Raw genomic sequence first — 2979 nt, 5'->3', positions numbered from 1 at the left:
TGCGTGCGCAATTGAACTAAGTTCGGTTCCGCGATGAGGTCGGATTGTCGCTGGTTCGATGTCCGTCCGCCGGAAGGATGCAAGCGCCTGCACGGAAGGGTCTGCTGCACGAATAGGTGACATCTGAGTTGGCTTGCCCGTGCCGGGCGGGCTGGAAGGATGTCGATTGTGCCCAGGCCTTACCCCCGTGAGTTCCGCGACGATGTCGTGCGGGTTGCCCGCAACCGCGACGACGGTGTGACGATCGAGCAGATCGCGACCGATTTCGGTGTTCACCCGATGACGCTGCACAAGTGGATGCGGCAAGCCGATATCGACGAGGGCACCAAGCCCGGCAAGAGCACCAGTGATTCTGCGGAGTTGCAGGAGCTGCGTCGCCGAAATCGATTGTTGGAGCAAGAGAATGAGGTGCTGCGCCGGGCGGCGGCCTATCTGTCGCAAGCCAATCTGCCGGGAAAAGGCTCTACCCGCTCGTGAACGAGCTCGCCGCCGACGGGATCCCCGTCGCGGTGACGTGCCGGGTACTCAAGCTCGCCCGCCAGCCCTACTACCGCTGGCGGGCCAAACCCATCACCGACGCTGAACTCGTCGAGGCCTACCGCGCCAATGCACTGTTCGACGCCCACCAGGAGGATCCAGAGTTCGGGTATCGATACCTGGTCGAGGAGGCCCTTGACGCCGGTGAGGCGATGGCCGAGCGCACCGCCTGGCGGATATGCACCGAGAACAAGTGGTGGAGCGTCTTCGGCAAGAAGCGCGGCAAAAGCGGCAAGACCGGGCCACCGGTTCACGACGATCTCGTCGAGCGCGACTTCACCGCGGATGAGCCGAATCAGTTGTGGCTCAGCGATATTACCGAGCATCGCACTAGCGAGGGCAAGCTCTACCTCTGTGCGATCAAGGACGTGTTCTCCAACCGCATCGTGGGCTACTCGATCGATTCCCGGATGAAGTCCCGGTTGGCGACGACCGCGCTCAGTAGTGCGGTGGCACGACGCGGTGAGGTGGCCGGCTGCATTCTGCACACCGACCGCGGCAGCCAATTTCGCAGCCGAAAATTCGTCCACACCTTGGGTCGCTACGACATGGTCGGCTCCATGGGCCGCGTCGGTGCGGCCGGCGACAATGCGGCCATGGAGAGCTTCTTTAGCCTGCTGCAGAAGAACGTTCTGGACCGCCGCCGCTGGGCCACCCGCGAGGAGCTGAGGATCGCCATCGTCACCTGGATCGAACGGACCTACCACCGTCGCCGACGCCAAGCCGCCCTCGGGCGGTTGACCCCCATCGAATACGAAGCAATTATGACCACACCGGCCAGTCAGGCCGCGTGACCGTAACTGTCACCTGATCGTGCAGCAGACCCGTCGCTCTTACCCGGTCGTGGTTTACGTTGCGAAGTGACTGCGGCGGACAAGCACCGGTGGCATGAGATCTCGGTCATCGTTTATTCATAGGTATTGAAGGAGAATCGGTCGGAATCGCTCGGTACGATCCAGCAGCTTCGGGTAATGAAATCCCTTGTCGCACAGGAAGACATGGGAATTATCGGAGATCGACGGGAACGCCCCCAATTGCAAATCCGTTGGTCGTGGGTTCGAGCCCCACCTGCCCTACGTCAGAGGTGTATTGCTTCGGGGTGATGCCTGACAGTGTGTCGGCTGAGGCTTGACAGTTGTTTCGGCTGATCTTTGACACTCCCTTGATGAGGGAGTTGAGCGTGGCCGAGCAGAGGTATCAGGCCGTGTTGGCCGTGATCAGTGATGGTTTGTCGGTGTCGCAGGTGGCACCGAAGTTTGGGGTGTCGCGTCAGACGTTGCACTCCTGGTTGGCCCGCTATGAGCAAGCGGGCCTGGAGGGGAAGATCATCAGCTGCTCTCCGATGAATGGCAGTTGGCGCCGTACCTCAAGGACGTGCACAGCGAAGCGGGGAAGCGGCAGAGTGCGCAAGCCGGCGTCGGTCTTGGCCGTGTCATGACGCTGTAGGCCTTGCCCGGCCGCGCGGAAAACCTTCCGGGTTGTCGAAAGGGTTCCAGCCTCCGCGTTGAAGTCGGTTCAGAGCAGACCGAGGAGCTCGGACTCCCGCAGCCCGGTGGCGATCAAGAGAGTGATCGGGTCAACGAGGTCGTGGTTGCGGCACGCGCAACTGACAATCGGCCTCGTTGTAGGTTCCAATTCTGGATGGCGGATTGCATTTCGAGATCGCGGAAGTTGGCGGATCCGCCAATTGAGATGCAAATTGGTGCGGCGGGGGACTGGTGCACGGGAAGCCGCCAATTCGTTCATCGACTTTGGCACAGTTTGCTCGAGCGGTGCTTGGTTGGTCGTTGGATCACGAGCTTGCAGGCTGGCTTTCGGCGTCGAACAATGAGGAGCCGGGGGAGTTGGGCGATAGCGGGTCCGCGCTGGGGTGCGGGGCCTGCAGGAGTAGTTCTTGTCATCCTCGGCGTGGCCGAGCCGATCACGGTTCCCACCTGGTAGCTGTTCGTCCCACCTGGTAGCTGTTCGGCGATGACCGAATTATCCCAGCGGTGCGTCGCGCAGAGCTTCCCCGCGTTACTCTTTGCCGATGATAGCGGGCGACAAGGCGCCTAACTTCACTCTGTACGATCACACCGGTCGGCCTCGGACACTGTCCGCGCTCCTTTCCGAAGGGCCGGTTGTGCTGTTCTTCTTCCCAATAGCGTCCTCACCGATCTGTACAGCCCAGGCTTGTCATTTTCGGGACCTGAGCAACGAATTCGCCAGGGTGGGCGCCCACCGGGTCGGCATCAGCACCGACACCGTCGACAAGCAGGCCCACTTCGCCCAACAGCGCTCGTTCGACTATCCGCTGCTCTCCGACGCGGACGGCGTGGTGTCCGAGATGTTCGGGGTCCGCCGAGGCAGGCTCGCCAAGCTGCGTAGATCCGTCGTGGCGCGTCAGGCGGCCTGGCGTGGCCGGCACACTCGGCGCCGTGGCCTGCTGGCCCGGCTGCTGCC

The 2979-nt window shown here is 62.2% G+C and carries 3 protein-coding genes; all 3 read left to right on the top strand.

Going from position 1 to position 2979, the window contains the following annotated elements; genetic code table 11:
- Positions 1 to 168: 168 nt before the first annotated feature.
- Positions 169 to 1331 (top strand): IS3 family transposase gene (locus tag VFG33_RS17830; RefSeq protein ID WP_325054012.1). Its coding sequence is split into 2 segments (ribosomal slippage): positions 169 to 453 and positions 456 to 1331, totalling 1161 coding nucleotides; the frame shifts between segments, so codons are not numbered across the junction.
- Positions 1332 to 1702: 371 nt separating this feature from the next.
- Positions 1703 to 1975, top strand: a complete 273-nt coding sequence (locus tag VFG33_RS17825; RefSeq protein WP_325054011.1) for a helix-turn-helix domain-containing protein — start codon at positions 1703 to 1705, stop codon at positions 1973 to 1975.
- Positions 1976 to 2566: 591 nt separating this feature from the next.
- The coding region (locus VFG33_RS17820) for a peroxiredoxin (RefSeq protein ID WP_325054010.1) at positions 2567 to 2979 on the top strand (413 nt) is incomplete at its 3' end.

Source organism: Kribbella sp. (assembly GCF_035687465.1).
In the GTDB taxonomy this organism is placed as follows: Bacteria; Actinomycetota; Actinomycetes; order Propionibacteriales; family Kribbellaceae; genus Kribbella.
Note: the sequence above shows the minus strand (reverse complement) of the source record. Positions and strands in the feature narration are given on the sequence as shown.